Origin of the sequence: Polynucleobacter sp. MG-27-Goln-C1, assembly GCF_018881905.1 — a bacterium.
Taxonomy (GTDB): domain Bacteria; phylum Pseudomonadota; class Gammaproteobacteria; order Burkholderiales; family Burkholderiaceae; genus Polynucleobacter.
On record NZ_JACVPM010000003.1, the window covers coordinates 162676 to 179172 of the forward strand.

Consider the following 16497-nt stretch of genomic DNA (forward strand, 5'->3'; position numbering starts at 1 on the left):
AAGTTAATTTATTAAGGCGCTAGTCGAGCAATGCGCCAATGAGCGCCTTCAAGTTGATAGTGAATGCGATCATGCAGGCGAGAAGGTCGACCTTGCCAGAATTCAATTTCAGTAGGATGTAAGCGATAACCACCCCAATGCTCAGGTCTTGGCGGCTTATCCCCAAAATCAGCTGCGAAACGTTTTTCAGCTTCTTCAAGAAATTCGCGATTGGGGATCTCGGCACTTTGTGGTGAAGCCCAAGCCCCAATACGAGAAGCTGCTGGGCGGGAGTGGAAGTATTCATCGCTCTCGGTGGGGCTGACACGCTCAACCATCCCCTTGATGCGAACCTGGCGCTCTAGTTCATGCCAATGAAATAACAAAGCGGCATGAGGGCGAACAGCCAAATCTTTGCCTTTTTGGCTTTCATAATTGGTGAAGAAGGTAAAGCCTGCCTCATCAGCACCTTTTAGTAAGACAATACGAGCTGATGGATTGCCTGCTGTATCTGCTGTTGCCAAAGTCATCGAGTTGGGCTCAGGACATTCCGCTTTGACGGCCTGATCAAACCAAACTTGAAATAAGCTCAGTGGATTGGGTGGAACCTCAGTCTCTGAAAGCTGGCCAAAGGTATAGTTTTTGCGGAGTTGAGCGATGGAGTCCATTTTTTCAGTATAAAGAGAAGCTATGGCAGAAGACAAGATAGAAGACAGTGTGGGAGATCGTCGCTTTGGGGGTGTAGCTCGGCTATATGGGCCAGAGCTGCGTGAGTGTTTTCGTCACGCCACAGTCGTCGTAGCTGGATTAGGTGGTGTAGGCTCTTGGGCTGCTGAAGCTCTAGCTCGTACCGCCATCGGTCATCTTGTCTTAATTGATTTTGATCATATTGCCGAAAGCAACACTAATCGTCAGTTGCATGCGCTTGAGGGCCAGTATGGCAAAGCAAAAGTACAGGCCATGACCGATCGCATTCGTCAAATTAATCCTGAAATTACGCTCACTAGCCACGATGCATTTTTAGAGCCAGAAAACCTTGATGCTTTGATTCCTGAAAATGCGACTATTTTAGATGCAACGGATTCGGTGCAAACTAAAATTGCTTTGGCGGTTTGGGCCAATAAAAATCAGCGAGCTCTAGTAATGTGTGGTGCTGCTGGTGGGAAATCAGATCCTACCTCTGTGCGATGTGACGATCTTTCTAGAACAGAGCAGGATGCGTTGCTAGCAAAAGTACGTCAGGGTCTTAGACAGGATCATGGCTTCTCTAGAAATCTGAAGAGAAAAATTGGTATTCGCGCAATCTACTCACATGAGCCTCGTGCAGGGGTTGCTAGTGGTGGGCTTGCTTGCTCTGGTTATGGTTCCACCGTGATGGTTACTGCAGCCTGTGGTTTGGCTGCTGCAGCCGAAGTTTTAAATCTGATTGCTGCTCAACAAGCCTTTTCTTCAAATACGCCAGTAAATCCTTAGGGGGAATCCCTGTAGGAAATTACGGATTCTAATGTCATCCCAAATTTATTAATTCGCTATTAGGCTGGCACCTACGTAGCCGACCCATTTCTTAAGCATCACATTTATCTGTATAAATACTTTTCGTATTTTTCTACCCTAGTGCAGATGCGCAGTCCTCCCTAGACTTTGCCTCGTTGGTGACTTACCAACGACAAATCGAAAGGAGGTCTCTTTTGCAGACTGAACAAACTGGTTTACAGCGCCACCTCAAAGTGCGGCACATTCGCCTCATGGCATTGGGGTCCACTATCGGGGTTGGATTATTTCTAGGTTCGGCAAGCGCGATTCAGATCGCGGGACCTTCAATCTTGTTGGGATACCTACTAGCTGGCATCGTTGCCTTCATCGTCCTTCGCGCTTTGGGTGAGATGGCAGTGCATGAGCCGGTCGCAGGTTCATTTGCAGCCTATGCCAATACTTACGTCGGTCCACTCGCGGGCTATATGGTCGGATGGGGTTACTGGACCTATTGGATTGTTGTTGGAATAGCTGAGGTGACTGCCGTTGGCATTTACATGACTATTTGGTTTCCTGACACACCTCAGTGGATCTGGGCATTGTCTTCGATCTTGATGATGGGTTTGATAAATCTCATTGCCGTAAAAGTATTTGGTGAGTTTGAATTTTGGTTTGCTCTTATCAAAGTAGTTGCGATTGTTGCCATGATTGCATTGGGCGGCTCAGTCATTTTCTTTGGCTTTACCAATAACTGGAATCCTATTGGCTTTAGTAACTTATGGCAGCACGGAGGCTTCTTCCCTAATGGCATTAGTGGAATGCTGCTGTCCTTGCAGATGGTCTTATTTGCCTACGTTGGTATCGAGATGATTGGTTTGTCTGCTGGTGAAGCTGAGAACCCACGCAAAACCATTCCGATGGCGATTGATTCTCTGGCGTGGCGCATCTTGATTTTTTACATGGGTGCGATCCTAGTCATTTTGGCGATCTTCCCTTGGAATGAGGTTGGTCAACAGGGTAGTCCATTCGTAGTGATGTTTGAGCGGATTGGTTTGCGTGAAGCCGCTGGAATCATTAACTTTGTAGTGATTACTGCCGCATTGTCATCTTGCAACGCAGGCATCTTTAGCGGCGGGCGACTCCTATATGCACTCTCAGTCAATGGCTATGCACCTTCGCCATTTGCCAAGCTATCCAAGTACGGTGTGCCACATCGTGCGGTGATGGCGACGGTAGCAATTTGCATGACTGGAGTGGTGCTCAACTACTTCGTTCCAGATAAAGCATTTCAGTACGTCATGGCTGCGGTTACCTTTGTTGGATTAATGGTGTGGATTGCAATTTTGCTCACCCAAATTCAATTTCGTCGCTCCCTTACAAAAGACCAAGTTGCTGAGTTGGCATATCGCACGCCTTGGTGGCCCTATTCCTCGTGGTTCGCATTGGCATTTATTGCCTTGGTAGTGGTGTTAATGGGCTTTCATGAGGATGCACGGATTGCATTGGTCTTAGGTCCGTGTTTATTGGGTGTGTATCTAGCTATGTTCTACATCGTTGGCTTGCATCGCAAAACAAAACTGAGTCGTGAATTCAAATAAGGAGACATAAATGATTGTTGGCGTACCTCAAGAAGTAAAAAATAATGAATTTCGTGTTGGCTTAACCCCGGGCAATGTGAGGGGTTTGTGCAAACAGGGTCACTCCGTTTTAATCCAGCGTGGTGCAGGCGAGCAAATTGGTTTGAGTGATGAGTCGTATCGCTTGGCTGGGGCTACCTTGATCAATAGCGCTGCCGAGGTGTTTGCAAAAGCAGAGATGGTGGTGAAGGTGAAGGAGCCTCAGCCACAAGAGTGTGCGATGTTACGTGAAGATCAAATTCTATTTACCTATCTACATCTAGCGCCAGATCCACAACAAACCAAGGCCTTGCTTGCCTCAGGTGCGAGTTGCATCGCTTATGAGACTGTTACCTCCTGTAGTGGTGCCTTGCCGTTGCTAGCCCCAATGAGTGAGGTTGCGGGCAGGATGTCCATTCAAGCAGCGGCTACGCATTTGGAAAAAACAAATGGAGGTTTAGGCATCTTAATGGCGGGTGTGCCTGGAGTAGCACCTGCAAAGGTAGTTATATTGGGTGCAGGCGTAGTGGGGCGTAATGCCTTACAGATGGCGGTTGGCATGGGTGCAGATGTTTGCATTTTCGATCGCAACATTGATTGCTTAAGACAGATTGATATGCTCTTTGGCAATCGTGTGAGAACCTTTTACGCCGACCCACTTTTAGTGGAGTTAGAAGTCTGTGAGGCGGATGTCGTGATTGGTGCCGTATTGTTGCCTGGCGCTGCAGCTCCAAAGCTAGTGACCAGAGAGATGGTACGAAAAATGAAAACGGGTGCAGTGGTAGTGGATGTGGCAATTGATCAAGGTGGCTGCTTTGAGACATCTAGAGCCACTACACACGCGGATCCTACCTTTATCGTAGATGGTGTGCTGCACTACTGCGTTGCGAACATGCCCGGAGCTGTTGCTAGAACCTCCACTTTTGCTTTGACGAATGCAACTTACCCGTTCATTGAGGTCTTAGCAAACAGCGGAATGGTGCGGGCACTGTCACATAACCATCATCTGCGAAATGGATTGAGTGTGCATCGGGGTAATCTCACTTCTGAGCCAGTAGCGAAAGCGCAGAAAGTCGATTTTGTGCCAGCGGAAGAGTTGCTGGCTGCTTAGTTGCTTCACCTAAGTTGTCATGATTGAAAGTCTTGGGAGTCCAGGCTCCCAAGCTTTCCTCTATCATTAAGAGCATGGACTTATCTGCTTTAGCACTTTCTACTGGTGTAGTCGCTCTCGCTGAGATGGGTGATAAAACCCAATTACTCTCTTTGATGTTGGCTGCGCGCTATCCAAAACAGGCGCTTGCCATTATTGGTGGGATATTCATTGCAACGATTGCCAATCATGCTTGCGCAGCCTTGCTGGGACATTGGTTAACCACTTTTATGAGCCCAGATCTTCTGAAGTGGGTCTTGGGCTTGAGCTTTTTAGGAATTGGTCTGTGGCTATTAGTACCCGACCATATTGATGATGCTGGTGGGTCAAAGGTAGCCGATAAAGCCTTTCAAGTATTCATGTTGACGGTTGGACTCTTTTTCTTAGCGGAGATGGGGGATAAAACCCAAATTGCTACGATCGCCTTGGGCGCTAAATATTCTGATGTCTTTTCAGTAACGGTTGGCACCACTTTGGGGATGATGTTGGCTAATGCTCCAGCAGTCTGGATTGGACAGAAATTTACCAAGCGTATGCCCATTAAGTGGGTGCACGCTATAGCTGCCGTTACATTCATTGCCATCGGTATTGCTACCCTCATCTGGGCTTAGGTCGAATTTTTCTAAGGGGCTTAAAATTGCCCTATGAAAACTGATCTGCCACAGAGCTTTCGCAGGCTCGAATACCGCGCTCCCAATTACACCTTTTCACAGGTTGAGCTAGACATTGCTTTAGATCCTGCTAGGACGATTGTGAAGAGTCGCCTAGAGGTTCTCCCTGGTGCTGGGCATGAAGCTGGTATGCCTTTGGTATTGCAAGGTCATGAATTGGAGTTTGTGAGTTTGCGTATTAATGGCGAAGCGCATCGTCAGTTTGAGCTCACTCCAGAAACGTTAACGATTAATGCACTACCCAATGAAGGCAAACAAGCTTTCGTTGTTGAGATCATCTGCGTGTGTGTGCCTGAGAAAAATACCTCACTCATGGGCTTGTATGTCTCGAATGGAAATTTCTTCACCCAGTGTGAAGCCGAGGGTTTCAGGAAGATTACTTACTTCCTTGATAGACCGGATGTGATGGCGCGCTATCGTGTCACTCTCCGTGCTCGTGAGGCAGAGTGTCCAGTATTGCTATCCAATGGCAACCTCATTAGTACTGAAAAGTTGCCTAATGGTTGGCATAGCGCCGTTTGGGAAGATCCGTTTCCAAAACCATCCTACCTATTTGCCTTGGTTGCCGGAAAGCTCGAGTGCATTGAAGAAACTATCACCACTAGTAGTGGTGCAAAAAAGTTATTGCAGATTTGGGTTGAGCCACATGACTTGAAAAAGACCCGTCATGCGATGGATTCTTTAATTGCCTCGATTCATTGGGATGAAAAACGCTACGGCCTTGAACTCGATCTCGAGCGTTTCATGATTGTGGCGGTAGGTGATTTCAATATGGGTGCGATGGAAAACAAGGGCCTCAATGTTTTCAATACCAAGTATGTTCTTGCTCAAGCAGAAACTGCAACGGATGCTGACTTCGCTAACATCGAAAGCGTGGTAGCCCATGAGTACTTCCACAATTGGACGGGCAATCGAGTTACCTGTCGAGATTGGTTTCAGCTTTCTCTTAAAGAAGGTTTAACTGTATTCCGTGATCAAGAGTTCTCTGCCGATCAAATGGGTAGCGAGTCCGGTAGGGCAGTTAAGCGTATTGAAGATGTGCGTTTATTGCGCCAACTTCAGTTCCCTGAAGATGCCGGCCCGATGGCACATCCAATTCGTCCGGACGAGTATCAAGAGATCAATAACTTCTATACGGTGACCGTGTATGAGAAGGGTGCTGAAGTTGTGCGTATGTATCAAACCCTATTAGGTGTTGAGGGTTTCCGTAAGGGCATGGATCTGTATTTCAAGCGTCATGATGGTCAAGCAGTCACCTGTGATGATTTCTTGGCGGCGATGGCTGATGCTAATCACCGTGATCTTTCCCAGTTTAAGAATTGGTATAGCCAAGCAGGTACTCCTAAGGTCAAGGTTCAGGAGTTCTATGATGCGGATAAAAAGCAATATCAAATTACTTTGACGCAAAGTCCTTCAGTAAATACAGCGCACAAGGATAGCAAGCCGTTTCATATTCCATTGAAGATGCGCTTATTAACTCCTGCAGATGATCAGGTCGAAACTTTATTGGAGCTAATTCAAGATCAGCAAACCTGGACTTTTGATCAAGTGACAAGTCGCCCCGTGCTATCGATCAATCGCAATTTCTCAGCCCCGATCAATTTAGATTTTGATCAAAGTGAGGCGGACCTGCTCACTATGTTCTCGAGCGATGACGATGCTTTTAATCGCTGGGAAGCCGGTCAGAAACTGGCAATGCAAATGATTTTGGGTAATCGCTTACCCGATAAAGCCCTGATTGAGGCTTATCGCACTCTCTTGACTGATCCGGAGTTAGATCCGGCATTCAAAGAGCTGGCGCTGACTTTGCCTGCTGAGACTTATTTATACGAACAGTGCGCAAGCGTTGATCCTCAACAGATTTATGCTGCACGTCGTGCTTTTCGCCATGCTATTGCGAGCGAGTTGCGTATAGAGTGGGCGGCTCTCTACCAGCAGATGCAAACACCAGGACCGTTTAATCCTGATGCAGCAAGTGCTGGTAAGCGTGCTTTAAAGAATCTTGCACTCAGCATGCTGCTTGAAGCCGATCCGTTGATCTGGGCACCTATGGCGGTCAATCAATATCAAAATGCTGACAATATGACTGACCGATATGCCGCCTTGGCTGGTTTAGTGATGCATGGATGCAAAGCAGCCGCAGTCTGTCTGGAAGATTTTTATACCCGATTTGCTGATGATGCTTTAGTAATTGATAAGTGGTTTGCATTGCAATCGAGCAGACCTCCAGTGGCGAACGCTGAATCTACCTTGAGTGAAGTCAAACGTTTGCGTGAACATGAAGCTTTCAAAATGAATAACCCCAACCGTGTTCGTAGCGTGATTCATGCTTTTTGTATGAATAACCCCGCTAGCTTTCATCAAGTGGATGGTAGCGGTTATGCATTTTGGGCTGAATCCGTTCTCGCCTTAGATCCAATTAATCCACAAGTTGCTGCTCGTTTGGCCAGGGGATTGGATCGCTGGCGTCAATTTGCCCCGCTTTATCAGGAGCAGATGCTGTCAGCCCTAAGGCGGGTTGCAGCATGCGAAACCCTCTCTGCAGATGTGAAAGAGGTGGTTTCTAAGGCTTTAGGCAATTCAGCTAGCTAGAACAAGGCAAAATAGACCTCATACAGATATAAACCCATCACGGAGAAACTCCTTTTGAGCGCTTCAAGTACTTTTAATACCAATTTCAAGCAATACCTGACTTCTACCAAGGTGAAGGGTGCAGACATTCCTGCGGGCCTACAAGAGTTGCTATTAGCAGTTGCTGATACTTGCTCAACCTTGAGTCATGAAGTTGCTCAAGGCGCCTTAATTGGTTTATTGGGCTCTGCTGGTACTGGCAATGTTCAGGGCGAAGTTCAGCAAAAACTAGATGTGATTGCCAATGACTTATTAATTGATGGTGTGCAGGGATGCAAATCATTGGCTGGTCTAGCCTCTGAGGAGATGGAGTTACCACTCCCGGTTCAAGGTACTGGCGACTACTTGTTGTTATTTGATCCATTGGATGGCTCTTCAAATATCGATGTGAATGTATCTATCGGCACTATTTTTTCTGTGCTCAAAAAACAAGATCCTACGGCGCCTTTGCAAACTTCAGATTTCTTATTGTCAGGCCGCCACCAGGTAGCAGCTGGTTACGTTGTGTATGGTCCACAAACCACCATGGCATTAACTCTGGGTGATGGCGTAGTGATGTTCACCCTCAATAAAGTGACTGGTGAATTTGTTTTAATTAAGCACGCGGTAGAGATTTCTCACTCAACTAAAGAATTCGCTATCAATATGTCGAACATGCGCCACTGGGCTGAGCCTGTGCGTCGCTACGTCGATGAGTGCTTAGCTGGCGTGAGTGGAGAGCGTGATAAAGATTTCAATATGCGCTGGATTGCATCCATGGTTGCTGATGTGCACCGTGTCTTATCGCGTGGCGGTATCTTTATGTACCCCTGGGATCAACGTGAGCCACATAAGCCAGGAAAGCTACGCCTGATGTATGAGGCAAACCCGATGAGCTTCTTGGTAGAGCAGGCTGGCGGCGCGTCGACCAATGGTGATCAACTCATTATGGATATGGTTCCTACAGAGCTACATGAACGTGTTTCTGTCATGCTGGGTTCTAAGGAGGAGATTGAGCGTTTACAGCATTACCATTCTCAGGCCTAATATTCTTACAGCACTTAGAGTGAGTAAGATCTAACAAAAAAGCCCAATCACTGATTGGGCTTTTTTATTTCAGACGATCACTTGAAAATCAATTAAAGAACTAAGGCTGCACTTTCTCTTTAAGATAGGCCAGAGATTCTTCTACTTGGTCAATGAGAATTAGACAGATGTCGCCAGCTGATAAATCATTGAGGGCGGTATCGATAGCGAGAAATTCACCAGTAATTTCTTTAACCTGTTTGGCTTTCTTAGTGCCTACCAAACCTTCTTGTAGAAGTTTAAGAACTTCTCCATCTTCTCGACCACGTTGACACTGATCTTGATAGAGGATGACATTGTCAAAGCTATTGCCAAGAATGCGTGTCAGATCACGAATATCTTCATCGCGACGATCGCCGGCACCGCTAATGACTACGTGGCTCTTCTTAGGCTTCATGGCCTCGATAGCGCTTGCTAAAGCACGCATTGCGTCTGGGTTGTGACCATAGTCAGCAATCACAGTGGCGCCTTTATGCTGGAATTGATTAAAGCGTCCCGGTACCGAATTAGCTGAGCTCTCAAAAGAATGAAGTCCACGTGCAATCTTTTCGGCATCAAGGCCTAAAGCCCAGCCAGCACCAATAGAAGCCATAGCATTTTCGATCTGGAAACCTAAAACACCATTTTGAGTCAGCGGAATCTCGCTTACGGGGAAGCGGAAGAGTACTCGCGCTCCCTTTGAGCAGACGATATAGGTACCATCAAAGTAGATTACTTTTTTATTCTTTGCGCGATGAGCCGCAATTACAGGATGATGTTGATTCTGTGCAAAGAAAATCACGCGACCAGTGCAAACATCACCCATCTTCACGACTATCGGATCGGCAGCGTTCAGAACTGCTGCGCCGGTTGGCGCGACGTTCATCACAATGACCCGCTTCAGAATCGCTAAGTCTTCTACGCTGGTGATGTAGTTAAGGCCTAAGTGGTCACCTTCACCAATATTGGTCACAACGGCAACTTCACAGCGGTCAAAGCCAAGACCTTCACGCAACATTCCGCCGCGAGCTGTTTCTAATACGGCAGCATCGACATCAGGATGCATGAGGACATTACGTGCACTCTTAGGGCCACTGCAATCACCGGAATCAATTAGGCGATGGTTGATATAGACGCCATCAGTAGTCGTCATGCCCACGCGTAAACCAGTCTCATTCAATAAATGAGAAATCAGGCGAACGGTAGTGGTCTTACCATTGGTGCCAGTGACAGCTACCACTGGAATACGGCCATCCTCACCCAATGGATACATCATATTGACGATATCTTCACCAACAGGGCGGCTCTTGCCGTACGAGGGTTTGAGATGCATGCGTAGGCCTGGTGCAGCATTGACTTCAACAATGCCACCACCTTGAGTCTCTAGAGGTTTGTAAATCGCCTCACAAAGAATGTCGACACCAGCAATATCTAAGCCAATCATTTGGGCGGCTGCAATTGCGCTGGCAGCTACATCTGGATGAACATCATCAGTCACATCGGTCGCTGTACCACCAGTGCTCAGATTGGCGTTATTACGAAGTAAGACGCGCTCACCAGTCTTGGGAACATATTGAGGGCTTAAGCCATTGCTGGCTAAGTGTGCAAGGGCAATGTCATCAAAACGAATTTTGGTTAATGCGGTTGCATGGCCGTCGCCGCGCAATGGATTTTTGTTTTCTAGTTCAACCAGCTCAGAGACGGAATGTTTTCCATCGCCAACCACTTGAGCGGGTTCGCGGCGAGCTGCAGCGGATAGGCGATTGCCTACCACTAGCAGGCGATAGTCAGCGCCAGGTAAGTAGCGCTCAACAATGGTTTCACGACCAAAGGCTTGGGTAACTACAAAGCCTGCGCGCACCTCTTCTTCAGTTTGAATGTTGGCAACAACACCTTTGCCTTGATTACCGTCTTTAGGTTTAAGAACAATCGGGCCACCAATCTTTTGGGCAGCGCGCCAAGCATCATCAGCGGTAGTAACTACTTCGCCGATCGGAACGGATACTCCCGCAGCTGCTAATAGATTTTTAGTGAGTTCTTTATCTTGTGCAATAGCTTCAGCAATTGCGCTGGTGTCGCTGGTCTCAGCAGCTTGAATACGCTTTTGCTTGCTACCCCAACCAAACTGCACCATGCTGCCCTCAGTCATGCGGCGATAGGGGATATTTCTTTGTACGGCAGCATCGACGATAGATCCGGTGCTTGGCCCTAAGCGTACATCTTCATACAAAGCCTCTAATTCAGAGAGGGCGGCTGCTAAATCAAATGGCACATCATTGAGTGTTGCCTGGATTAGCCCAAAAGCAAAGTCAAATGCCATGCGCCCAACAACTTCTTCGGTGTACTCCACCACTACTTGAAATATGCCGACTTCAGTAGTTTGTACAGTGCGGCTAAAAGTTACTGGACAGCCTGCTTGAGACTGAAGACCTAAAGCGGCATGTTCAAGAGCGTGTGCGAGGGAGAGGATTTCATTATGTCCACCACGACGCATGCTGCCCAACTGAGGGAAGCGTTCGCGAATCTTGATTTCAAACTGCGGGATTGATTCAATGGAGCGTTCTGTTTCATCGCAAGAAACAATTGCCTCTAGGGCTGTGTGGCGGCTCCATAAATTTGGGCCGCGCAACATGCGAATACGGGTGATTTCCAATTAAGCCCCTGCTGGAATACTGGCATCAGAAACAAAGGTTTCAGCACCAGCTTCGATTACGTTGAACGGAATATCTAATGCCCAAGCTGCAGCAATCGCAGCACCAAGATTCATTGGTTTCCATGGCTCAGTGGCACTAGGCTCAGAGTTACGCGGCACCGGAATACTTTTTTGATCATGTTTGGCAGATTTCAGAGTGATTTGTTGGTTGCCAATCATCACGACACGACCACCATTCTTGAGATGCTCTTGAGCAACAGTAGATGCAGAGTCTTGAGTAAAGAAGATCACCTCACCATCGCATAACTCTGCCATGTTCACAACCATCGGGTCATCCGCATTAAGAACGGCAACGCCTGTTGGCAAAACCACATCCACTTGAGTTCTGACGATGCTAAACACTTGGTCTTCATCGTAGATGGCGTATTGAGGGAAGTTGGCTGTTGGATCTACGTTCAAAACAACACCTACTTGGCAGCGGTCATAAGCCAAGCCTTCGATCAACATCGATAGATTGTTGTTCTCAATGACGGCTGCTTCAACCGCACGATTCAATAAAGTACGACGGGCATTTTCCCAGTTGGCAGCATTGCTCTTTTGAATTGAGCGATGACCAAAAAACAAACCCTTGCTGCAAGATAATCCAACATACAAATTGGTGAGTCGCAAGAAGTGGGCAATCATTTCAGCCACTGGAGTTTTGCCTCTAGAACCGCAGACGCCAACTACTGGAATGCGGAAATCAGTTCCTGGTGGGAAGAGATGATTTGCAATTTCTTTCCCAACTGGTTGAGGTTTGCCGCTGGCAGGTTTCAAGTGCATCAATAAACCTGGGCCAGCATTCACTTCAACAATGGCTGCATTCTGCACATCCAATGGTTTGCTAATGTCTTGTGCAACTAGATCAACGCCAGCAATCTCCAGCCCCACTACGCGGGCGGCCAAAGCAACTTGGCTAGCAACTTCTGGATGAATTAAATCGGTCACATCAAATGCAACGTTGCCATTACTTTGAATGAGTACTTTTTGATCCAAAGCTGGAATACTTGCACCAGTAAGTTTCTGGCGTGCAAGCTCTAACTCCACCGCAGAATCAATGCGTACTGGATTGAGTGGGCACTCTTCGGTAGTACCTCGACGTGGGTCAGAATTAATTTGGGTCTGAATGAGTTCAAGCACGGTATGTTTGCCATCACCAGTAACCCAAACAGTTTCGCCTTTGGCTGCTGCAACTACTTTGTTGCCAACGACTAGCAGGCGATGTTCGTCGCCAATGATGTGACGCTCTACTAAAACTTCGCTACCTTCATCAATTGCAACCGCATAGGCAGCTTCAATTTCTTGTTGGGTGTACAGATTGATAAAGACACCACGACCATGATTGCCATCAATTGGCTTAACCACAACTGGCAGGCCGATATCTTGCGCGGCTTCCCATGCATCATCAGCGCTAGTAACGGTGCGGCCTTCAGGTGTAGGGACTCCGGCACTAGATAAAAGACTCTTGGTAAGATCTTTATCGCGAGAAATCGTTTCTGCGATTGCGCTGGTTTGATCGGTTTCAGCAGTCCAGATGCGACGCTGCTTGGCGCCATAACCAAGTTGTACTAGGTTGCCTTCAGACAAACGGATAGAGGGGATGCCGCGCTCTTCTGCTGCATTCACGATGCAGGCAGTACTTGGTCCAAGTAATAGATCGTCACCCAGCTCGCGCAGTTCTTCAATGATCGTGCTTACAAGAGCAACAGGATCCTTGGTGTCTTGGGCTAAAGCAAGATAGAGATCGCGGGCGTACTTGAGGGCGGTGAGAGTTACTTCTTCATTGATTGCGCTCACCATGACTTTGTAAACACCGCGACGATCGCCATCACGTGCTTTACCAAAGCCGCCAGGGATGCCAGCTAAATTTTGTAATTCCAAGGTTAGGTGCTCAAGGATGTGAGCTGGCCAAGTACCTTCTTCTACTCTTTTGAGGAATCCACCAGCTTCGCCATAGCTGCAGCGGTGTTCTTGAAGGCTGGGGAGTGCTTTGACGAGTCGGTCATAAAACCCAGGGATGAGGTTAGAGGGGAAATCCTCTAATTCACCAATATCGAGCCAAACCTCAATAACAGGATGGTAAGTCCACATATTGGGGCCGCGGAGATGCTTGACACTCAAGATCTCAATGGTTTTATCTAGTAATTGGGGCATATGTGGAATGGGGGGTCTCAACGCCGCTTCAGAAGGTGAGGGCGGGATATCTCAGACTGTCTCTCTGGTTTTAGTAATTATTCAAAATCCACAAAATTAGCAAAAATACACAAAAAAGCTTACTTCAATAATTTAACGGCTTTCCGTCCACTAAAGTTGACAGAGTTAGTAAATCTAAAAAATCTAGCTCCACTATACTTTTAGGACTAATGAAGCCAGAAATCTCCCCAACAGCTCCCCCTTTCCCAACCCATTGGGCTGGCGCTTTAGAGGCACCCCAATCTCCAGTAAAAGACGCTAACTCAATACTGGCATGGGTTGAGCTGGATCTCGATAGTGAAATGCGCTTTGAAAAAAGCCTGCTTTGTTTGGCCCCAACGGGCTTATTTTGGACCGATGGCACTCACTCGGAATTCTGGCCCATTAGCCCTGGGGCTCATCTTTTGCATGGAGATCATGCTGGAGTAGGGCACCTCAAGCTGGAGTCTGAGAATAGTCTGCTCCGGCTTTGGTACTTCACCTTAGCTGTTAATCCTCAGGTATTGCGCCTACAGAGTGGTTTTAAACGGTTAATCCGAGGTGACCAGGCCACTAAAGAGCCTGAGGCTTCTGAGTACGACAAACAGGTTTGTCCGGTGTGCTTGAGTCCTAAGCCTGCTAATTCAGATGCTTGCCCTACTTGCGATCCAGAAGAGGATGCCCCTCCATCAACTTGGACTTTATTTAAGTTGTGGCGTTTTGCGCGTCCTTACAAAAAACAGCTTTTACTAGGTTTCGTGCTGACCTTGCTCTCTACTGGCGCTACGCTCATACCGCCTTATCTGACGATGCCCTTGATGGATCACGTGTTGATTCCCTATGAAAAAGGTAACCCGATTGATTTTGCTCTGGCCACCAAATACCTTTTGGCTTTATTTGCTGCGGCAATCGTGGCCTGGGGTTTGGGTTGGTGGAAAACCTATCTGCTTGCATTGGTGAGTGAGCGTATCGGTGCAGATCTGCGCAATACAACTTTTGAACACTTACTCAAATTATCTTTAGAGTATTTCGGCGGCAAAAGAACGGGTGACTTGATTGCGCGCATTGGTGCTGAGACTGACCGCATTTGCGTATTCCTATCCCTCTACGCTTTGGACTTTGCGACCGACGTCATCATGATTACGATGACCGCAGCAATTTTGGTATCAATTGATCCTTTGCTCGCATTGGTTACTTTGGCACCTTTGCCATTTATCGTGTGGATGATTCATGTAGTGCGAGACAAACTCCGTTTTGGGTTTGAAAAGATTGATCGTGTTTGGTCTGAAGTAACCAATATCTTGGCCGATACGATTCCGGGTATTCGGGTAGTGAAAGCCTTTGCTCAAGAAGACCGTGAGCTAAAACGTTTCGTTGATTCCAACAAACACAATTTACAAATCAATGATCGCGTCAATCGCGTATGGGGATTATTTTCCCCAACCGTCACGCTCCTAACTGAAACTGGTCTCTTGGTAGTATGGGGTTTCGGTATTTGGCAGGTGGCACATCAAAAGGTCACCGTTGGTGTATTAATTGCTTTCTTGGCCTACATTGGACGCTTCTACATTCGACTCGATTCAATGAGTCGCATCGTTTCCCATACGCAAAAAGCAGCTGCTGGCGCTAAACGTATTTTTGATATTTTGGATCATGTCTCAAGCGTTCCTGAGCCAATTAATCCAGCACCTTTGGGTGAGGTTAAAGGCCGCATCTCCTTGCGTGGTGTGGGTTTCCGGTACGGTAACCGTGCGGTTTCTAAAGGCGTCGATCTAGATATTGCCCCTGGAGAAATGATTGGTTTAGTTGGACATAGCGGCTCTGGTAAGAGTACTTTGGTGAACTTGATTTGCCGCTTCTATGATGTGAGTGCTGGCTCAATTGCATTGGATGGGCGCGACATTCGTAGCATCGGCATTGCTGACTATCGCAAGCGTATTGGATTAGTTTTACAAGAGCCATTTTTATTCTTTGGCACGATTGCAGAAAATATTGCTTACGGAAAACCAGACGCTACTCGTGAAGAAATTATTGAAGCCGCACGCGCCGCACATGCCCATGAATTTATTCTTCGCCTACCACTAGGTTATGACTCATTGGTGGGTGAGCGCGGTCAATCCCTCTCGGGTGGCGAGCGTCAGCGTATTTCAATCGCACGTGCGTTATTGATTAATCCAAGCATTCTGATTTTGGATGAAGCCACCTCATCAGTAGATACCACCACTGAAAAAGAAATTCAACGCGCTTTAGATAATTTGGTTAAAGGCCGCACTACGATTGCGATTGCCCATCGACTTTCCACTTTAAGAAAAGCAGACCGCTTGGTTGTGCTTGATAAAGGTGAGATTGTGGAGATTGGCTCGCATGATGAGCTCATGGATGCACAAGGTGCTTACTACGCCCTGTATCAAGCCCAACTACGCCATGCTGCCGAGTTGGTTGAGGGCGGCGCTATTGGTGAAAGCATTGAAGAAGGCAAAGATGAGCGCGAAGAAGAGCACCTGCAAGTAATTGCCAAAGAAACTGGGGGCGGGGTATGAGTCATCATCAACAATCGCACACGCTAGAACGTGATGCCCTTGGCCGCTTAGTATTTATTGATGCTGCTGGCACTCGCCATACAGGGGTCTATCCAGTCAGAGCCTTCCCGATTACCGCTCCAGGCGCTGGAATCTCCATCATGGATCAGTCGGGTAAAGAATTGTGTTGGTTTGACGGCGTCACCGCCATTCCGGAGGGCGAATTAGCTCTGATTGAGGAAGAGTTGGCTGCTCGTGAGTTCATGCCTGTGATCGAAAAAATCACCAAGGTATCGACTTTTGCCACCCCAAGTATTTGGGATCTCGAAACTGACCGTGGCCCCACCAGAATTCGCCTTAAAGGTGAAGAAGACATTCGCCGAATTGCTGGCAATACGCTTCTGATTGCCGACTCTAATGGCCTCCAATTCTTGATCAAAGATTCCACTCAGCTTGATAAAGTCAGTAAGAAGCTTTTGGATCGATTCCGCTAAGAATTTTCCCTGCAAAATCCTTATAGGGTTAGTACTAATAAGCTAGTGTTACCCCT

General features: G+C 47.3%; 11 protein-coding genes. 8 read left to right on the forward strand and 3 right to left on the reverse strand.

Annotation, left to right across the window (positions count from 1 at the left end):
* Window positions 1–11: 11 nt before the first annotated feature.
* Window positions 12–647, reverse strand: a complete 636-nt coding sequence (gene pdxH, locus ICN14_RS08960) for a pyridoxamine 5'-phosphate oxidase (protein WP_216179149.1) — start codon at window positions 645–647, stop codon at window positions 12–14.
* A 22-nt stretch (window positions 648–669) separates the two neighbouring features.
* Here pdxH and ICN14_RS08965 point away from each other — a divergent pair, with 22 nt between their 5' ends.
* The 6 genes from ICN14_RS08965 (at window position 670) to ICN14_RS08990 (ending at window position 8546) form a co-directional block, all read left to right on the forward strand.
* Window positions 670–1452: a ThiF family adenylyltransferase gene (locus tag ICN14_RS08965; protein ID WP_216226118.1), complete on the forward strand. Its 783-nt coding sequence runs from the start codon at window positions 670–672 to the stop codon at window positions 1450–1452.
* A 272-nt stretch (window positions 1453–1724) separates the two neighbouring features.
* On the forward strand, window positions 1725–3050 hold the full coding sequence (locus ICN14_RS08970; RefSeq protein WP_304610409.1) for an amino acid permease: 1326 nt from the start codon (window positions 1725–1727) through the stop codon (window positions 3048–3050).
* A gap of 10 nt (window positions 3051–3060) precedes the next feature.
* A complete protein-coding gene (ald, locus tag ICN14_RS08975) occupies window positions 3061–4179 on the forward strand; it encodes an alanine dehydrogenase (protein ID WP_216226120.1) in 1119 nt (372 codons plus the stop codon).
* A 74-nt stretch (window positions 4180–4253) separates the two neighbouring features.
* On the forward strand, window positions 4254–4829 hold the full coding sequence (locus tag ICN14_RS08980; protein ID WP_216226121.1) for a TMEM165/GDT1 family protein: 576 nt from the start codon (window positions 4254–4256) through the stop codon (window positions 4827–4829).
* A 33-nt stretch (window positions 4830–4862) separates the two neighbouring features.
* The gene (pepN, locus tag ICN14_RS08985) at window positions 4863–7481 is read left to right on the forward strand and encodes an aminopeptidase N (RefSeq protein WP_216226122.1); all 2619 of its coding nucleotides are present in this window, start codon (window positions 4863–4865) and stop codon (window positions 7479–7481) included.
* 54 nt (window positions 7482–7535) lie between these two features.
* Window positions 7536–8546, forward strand: a complete 1011-nt coding sequence (locus tag ICN14_RS08990) for a class 1 fructose-bisphosphatase (RefSeq protein ID WP_216226123.1) — start codon at window positions 7536–7538, stop codon at window positions 8544–8546.
* Window positions 8547–8646: 100 nt separating this feature from the next.
* Here ICN14_RS08990 and cphA (ICN14_RS08995) read toward each other — a convergent pair whose 3' ends face one another.
* Entirely contained in the window at window positions 8647–11217 is a 2571-nt protein-coding gene (gene cphA / locus ICN14_RS08995) for a cyanophycin synthetase (RefSeq protein WP_216226124.1), read from the reverse strand.
* Entirely contained in the window at window positions 11218–13410 is a 2193-nt protein-coding gene (cphA, locus tag ICN14_RS09000; protein WP_216226125.1) for a cyanophycin synthetase, read from the reverse strand.
* A 209-nt stretch (window positions 13411–13619) separates the two neighbouring features.
* On the opposite strand from cphA (ICN14_RS09000), the gene ICN14_RS09005 reads away from it, so the two are divergent.
* Window positions 13620–15968 carry an ABC transporter ATP-binding protein gene (locus ICN14_RS09005; RefSeq protein WP_216226126.1) on the forward strand — a complete coding sequence of 783 codons (2349 nt, stop codon included), beginning with the start codon at window positions 13620–13622 and terminating at the stop codon, window positions 15966–15968.
* Window positions 15965–16441: a DUF1854 domain-containing protein gene (locus ICN14_RS09010; RefSeq protein WP_216226127.1), complete on the forward strand. Its 477-nt coding sequence runs from the start codon at window positions 15965–15967 to the stop codon at window positions 16439–16441. Before ICN14_RS09005 ends, ICN14_RS09010 begins: the two co-directional genes overlap by 4 nt.
* Window positions 16442–16497: the final 56 nt, after the last annotated feature.

What these genes read in the sequence shown, in the direction of transcription:
- pdxH (WP_216179149.1), bottom strand. Translation starts at nt 647, where the DNA reads ATGGACTCCATCGCTCAACTCCGCAAAAACTATACCTTTGGCCAGCTT.
- ICN14_RS08965 (WP_216226118.1), top strand. Translation starts at nt 670, where the DNA reads ATGGCAGAAGACAAGATAGAAGACAGTGTGGGAGATCGTCGCTTTGGG.
- ICN14_RS08970 (WP_304610409.1), top strand. Translation starts at nt 1,725, where the DNA reads ATGGCATTGGGGTCCACTATCGGGGTTGGATTATTTCTAGGTTCGGCA.
- ald (WP_216226120.1), top strand. Translation starts at nt 3,061, where the DNA reads ATGATTGTTGGCGTACCTCAAGAAGTAAAAAATAATGAATTTCGTGTT.
- ICN14_RS08980 (WP_216226121.1), top strand. Translation starts at nt 4,254, where the DNA reads ATGGACTTATCTGCTTTAGCACTTTCTACTGGTGTAGTCGCTCTCGCT.
- pepN (WP_216226122.1), top strand. Translation starts at nt 4,863, where the DNA reads ATGAAAACTGATCTGCCACAGAGCTTTCGCAGGCTCGAATACCGCGCT.
- cphA (WP_216226125.1), bottom strand. Translation starts at nt 13,410, where the DNA reads ATGCCCCAATTACTAGATAAAACCATTGAGATCTTGAGTGTCAAGCAT.
- ICN14_RS09005 (WP_216226126.1), top strand. Translation starts at nt 13,620, where the DNA reads ATGAAGCCAGAAATCTCCCCAACAGCTCCCCCTTTCCCAACCCATTGG.
- ICN14_RS09010 (WP_216226127.1), top strand. Translation starts at nt 15,965, where the DNA reads ATGAGTCATCATCAACAATCGCACACGCTAGAACGTGATGCCCTTGGC.